The organism is Streptococcus sp. HMSC077F03, from assembly GCF_001812375.1.
Lineage (GTDB): Bacteria > Bacillota > Bacilli > Lactobacillales > Streptococcaceae > Streptococcus > Streptococcus oralis_S.
On the sequence record NZ_KV808806.1, the window covers coordinates 1 to 4,828 of the forward strand.

Here is a 4,828-nt window from a genome sequence, read left to right on the forward strand (position 1 = left end):
CCACCACCCTTATAGTCAATCAGCAAGAAAGCTACATCATGTGGGTGGAAGTTAACAGCGAGGGATAGGATATTTTTTTGTAAATAGCAGATCAGATAAACAAGCGATAATATAGAATTTTCAAGGTACTAGAAAGAAAATGTTCTTGTTCTATTATACCACAATATCAAAATAGCCCACTTCCCACAGGAACAAAGCTATATTTTTACACTATAAATTTGGATTAATATTTACTTTCAAGTTCAGGTTAGCCACTAAATAGAGAGTTGAGAGTATAAAAAAGAGAGAACGAATCTCGTCCTCTCTCAATGTTCACTTTTCATCAACACACTACAGGTGATAAAGAGCCAAGTAACAAATAGTTTTACAATTTTAATATAGATCCCCCACGAATGAAAGTTAGTAAGTTTATTGTTTTGGAAATAAACCTATAAATTAAATTATACCTTCAATTTTGGATATTTAATACTATCCTTTTGTTTCTTGAATAATTCTTGTAACTCGTCCTCTTTTTTCGAATGGTATCCTTCGAATACCACCTTTTCAATATTCTCTTGGTTAAAATATAAGAGTTCTTCATTTGCTGCCCCTGTTGGATATAGGCATGCTACATAATCAAAATAGCCAATTGTACCCTCTTGATTGTACAATGGAAATCTACCAATAATCATCACATCAATCGTCCCATTATGTAGACGAACAATAGTACCAATAGGTAATAAATTAGACATTCTTCTCTCCTTTTTCTACTATTTTAATGATTTCAAACCATCTATTAAGTTGGTAATCAAATTTGAACATAAATATCACTAAAAAACTAACCAGCAAAAAGAGTACGGCAATGGTTTCATTTCCAATGACAAACAAAAGAATAGCGACTACAGTTAGGATTCTAAAAAGATTAAGAAGACATTTAAAGTACCCCCTTCTTCTCTTCAAAGATCTGACAAATTTCTTACTCTGTTCCTCATCCAACTCTGATTTTTTTAATTTTAAAGTTCCGTGGTAAAATCTGATAATCAAAGCGGCTAAAAAATAAGATAAAACGCCTAAAATCAGAACCGTCCCAACTCGGACTAACTGATTATTAAATATTCCAGCTTCAGCCAATATATCAGAAATTTTATTGATAATGTATAGCGTAACAGGCAATAGAATATAAGACCAGTAATTAGGAGAAGATGTTTCCTCTAGCAATACCTTATTCTCCCAATCAAAATGATAATTTTTGTTCTCCCATATCCCTAAATTAATAATTGTTTCCATATGTACATCCTTTTTAATTAAATACACTACCTAACCCCGAGAAAAATCCATTAACTGCATCTCCCGCACTGTCCCATATTTTCTCAGCTGTATCACCAACAGATTTCATCGTATCACCTACTACTTTCTTTGTACTATCCCAAACATCACCAGCAAATTCCACAACTTTATCTCCATATTTATCATATAGATAATCAAATCCCATTGACAATCCTACACCAGCAAGGAAACCAATCGGACCACCTACAGTACCTAAAGCTAATTGAATCAGGAGATGTCCACCTGTCTTAACTGCGGCATCTCCAACATCTTCGCCACCTAATAATTGCCCTGCAAAGTCAAGTCCCGCTCCTAATCCAAATGGTAATGCTTTTGCAAATTTAGCGCTCCCTAAGAATCCATCTAATTTATTCACTAACGGTATTACAGCATCTCCAATTTTCTCAATAGTTTCTCCCACCATTTTATTAACTGTAGATCCAGGTGCAGTTGATAGAAGTGCACTTAATCCATATTTCGTTAGTGTATTCCCAATCTGTGATTTTAAGCCATTGATTAAATATGGAACTTGATATGGAAGTATGTAAGAGGTGTAATGTTCTGTCGCTAACTCAGACCATTTATCACTCAATTTTGAGATTAAACTATCTTCTAAAAGTTTTCCAGATGCTTTTTTGAGATCTTCTAGAGAAATATTTATACCATTTTGTTTAAGGAAGTTAATAACACTATCTAAAGCTTCTTCACCAATTTCTCCTCTTTTATATGCCTCTGAAGCATCTGATATCATTTTTACAATGTCATTGATTTCTTTTTCAACATAATTCTTCAAAGCATTATTCACACTATCAGGAAGGTCCCTTCTATAGCGTTTTCGATAAGCTTCGAGCGCTTTCACATCATCCTCAGAGAGTTCTTTGCCATCTTTTATTTTCTCAAGAACCTTCTTATAATCTCCGTCAATCTTAACCTTATTTTCCCACTCACCCTCGATATTCTTTGCCCATCCCAGAGTATGCACAGAGTGCTTGGGAAAAGTACCACTAAAACTTGAAAACTCTGTTTGGATTTGACTTAAACCCGTTTGGAGATTTTGAGCTAAGTCATCAACTAAGCTACTACCTTCCCCTACAGAAAAAACTTCATTAGAACTTCCAGCAAACATATTTAACTTGCGGAGCTTATCTATTTTTTCATTTCTTTGTTTTAGGAGTTCATCCATACGATTTGAAAGACTACTTAAAGTGCTTGCACTTGTAGATTCGTCTCCAACCATTGCATTGTACATCCCTCTAAGGCTGTGAAGACTAGCTTCAAGACTACGAATTTCACTTTCAAGTACCTCTGAATCAAGATCCTCATCGCCAACCTCTGATTGATATTTTGATGGTAGCTTTGGAACAGCTTCGCTCACCAATTCTGTATACATGATAGCTCCCTTGAGCAAGGGAGTGATTACATTCATACCATATTGTTTACCACTATCATAGGCTGCCCCTTGCAAATCTCCTGCATTATCAAATGCTGATAATGCAGAAACTGCTTGATCGTAGGAGGCTATTCTAGTTTCTCCCACAGAAGCCATTGTCTGACCCTGCGTATCAGAAGATCCTAATACCATTTTTACCATATTAATTATTCGACTCCTGTTCTATCATTAATTTCTTTCGAGCATAGCAGAGCTCATCTAACTCTCTTTCCAACCGGTCTTCTTGTTTCTTGATTGAATCTTGTCGTTCCTCCGACCACGCTTCGACTAATGCACCTACACTGCCTATGTCCATTATCAAATCTTGATAAGTTTGATAATCTTTTGACGATAGAGGCAATTCTAAGATTTGTCGCAATGGAAGCAGACTTTGTCGATGCATTTCAAATAGTTCATTTTCTTTGCGAGTAACTTTCTTCTTCTCTAAACTTAGTTGATTTAGAAAATTATCCAGTTCTTTTGATTTATTATCGATTTCTTCTAATGTTAGTTTCTTCATTATTCCTCTTCTGAAAAATAGCTACTATTTGGAACAAATGTAGTATTATTCTTTGGAACTGCACTCGTTTGAGGTAGCGCAGAAGTATTGGTATCTATGTTTCCAGCAAGCTGACTATCCACTGCTACAAACTCAGCGGCTGTACTCTGTATCCGTGAAACAAATCCATTTAAAACCTCTGCAATAGAAGACGCGTACTCAGCTTCTTTAGGAATCTTCTCCGCAGCTGTACTATTTCCTGGATACTCACTCGATTGGTCTAGAACAACTTTATTTCCAGATATAATACTACTAGATGAGCTAGCAATTCCAGATGCAATAGAACTAGCTACTTCTTCTTTACTTTGTATTAGTGGCATACAAATTCCTCCAAATTAGTCATTTTTAGTAATTTTTAATTTAACAGCTTGTTTACGATCATGCAGATAAACCTCATCCAACTCTAGTCGAGCCTCTCTATTATTATAAGGTTTATCTAAAAACATTTGATCCATTAAACGCATACCCAACATAACCCACTGCGCATTGGATTTAAGATATTTCGGAACTTCATGGATGTTATTTCCAATATATGAATACTCACCACCAATTACAAAATGCAATCCTACACGCAAACCATTTTTGAATAAAAAGTCCAAATCTTTTTCTGACAGACCATGCTCAACAATTACTTTTATATTTGGCATAAAAATCAACCAATCAGAGTATAAGTCTCCTTCTAGTCGACGATTAACTTCAAATATTAATTGTTGAGCTATTTCAGAAATCTCTTTTTTACTACTAATATACGTTGACACTTTTTCACTATAAGACCTATATTCCTCCAGTGGATCTACAAGCATCACTTTTAATTTCTTTCCAAAACAGAGTGATGTATTCAATAAATGATGTGTTTGATTTTCTAATGACTCAGCAGAATCAGACAGATAAATCAAGCTTTTTAATTGATTAAACGAAATAGCAATACTCTGTACCATTTCAAACTCCAAACCAATCGGCAATTCCCGATTCTGAATAGCCTCTTGTACACCAGGCAAATTCAAAAATTCTTCCATCGTCAACTCCTCTGGCACCATCGGAATGGCACTTGGGCGCTGGCCGGTCCAGGCTTCTTGGAGGGAAGCGACTTCCTGACGTAGGTTGTTGAGTACTTGAGTGTCATTGGCTCCATAAACTGGGAGAGCCAGCTGGATGACATCCACCTCTTCCCGCTTCATAAGGGCACGTCCCTTGATATCTTCCATGGTCATTGCAAGTGGCGTAGAGCCCACGATGGCTCGCACTTCACCTGCCTCATTCTGTGGCAGGCTCAACTGGTGCTTGAAGTTCGAATAGAGTTGAGCACGAAGGTTGGTTTGACGACCGGCTGTCATCAAGAGGTGAACCCCGATACTGAGACCTTCACGAGAGATACGCACCAAGAGCTTGAAGAGTTCCGCCTCATAGGCTTCTTCCTTGAAGGCTTCATAGCTATCTAAGAGGATGACAATAGCCGGTTCTTCCTGACCACTGGCCTGACGATAGAGGTCCAAGGTCCCAACTCCATAGTCCGCAAGGAGTTTCTTACGACGGTT

At 36.8% G+C, this 4,828-nt stretch carries 5 protein-coding genes and 1 pseudogene; all 6 read right to left on the reverse strand.

The genetic code is table 11. The features are described from left to right. Positions 1-440: 440 nt before the first annotated feature. The gene (locus HMPREF2853_RS09505; protein ID WP_070536138.1) at positions 441-731 is read right to left on the reverse strand and encodes a DUF4176 domain-containing protein; all 291 of its coding nucleotides are present in this window, start codon (positions 729-731) and stop codon (positions 441-443) included. Continuing rightward, the gene (locus tag HMPREF2853_RS09510) at positions 724-1,266 is read right to left on the reverse strand and encodes a hypothetical protein (RefSeq protein ID WP_000447740.1); all 543 of its coding nucleotides are present in this window, start codon (positions 1,264-1,266) and stop codon (positions 724-726) included. The genes HMPREF2853_RS09505 and HMPREF2853_RS09510 overlap by 8 nt, the downstream gene beginning before the upstream one ends. 13 nt (positions 1,267-1,279) lie before the next feature. Beyond that, entirely contained in the window at positions 1,280-2,896 is a 1,617-nt protein-coding gene (locus HMPREF2853_RS09515) for a hypothetical protein (protein WP_070536141.1), read from the reverse strand. 1 nt (position 2,897) lies between these two features. Then, complete coding sequence (locus tag HMPREF2853_RS09520; RefSeq protein ID WP_070536143.1) at positions 2,898-3,254, reverse strand: hypothetical protein; 357 nt, start codon at positions 3,252-3,254, stop codon at positions 2,898-2,900. Further along, the gene (locus tag HMPREF2853_RS09525; RefSeq protein WP_001128422.1) at positions 3,254-3,613 is read right to left on the reverse strand and encodes a TIGR04197 family type VII secretion effector; all 360 of its coding nucleotides are present in this window, start codon (positions 3,611-3,613) and stop codon (positions 3,254-3,256) included. Before HMPREF2853_RS09525 ends, HMPREF2853_RS09520 begins: the two co-directional genes overlap by 1 nt. Positions 3,614-3,628: 15 nt before the next feature. Beyond that, positions 3,629-4,828, reverse strand: a pseudogene (locus HMPREF2853_RS09530) (hypothetical protein); the annotation flags it as partial.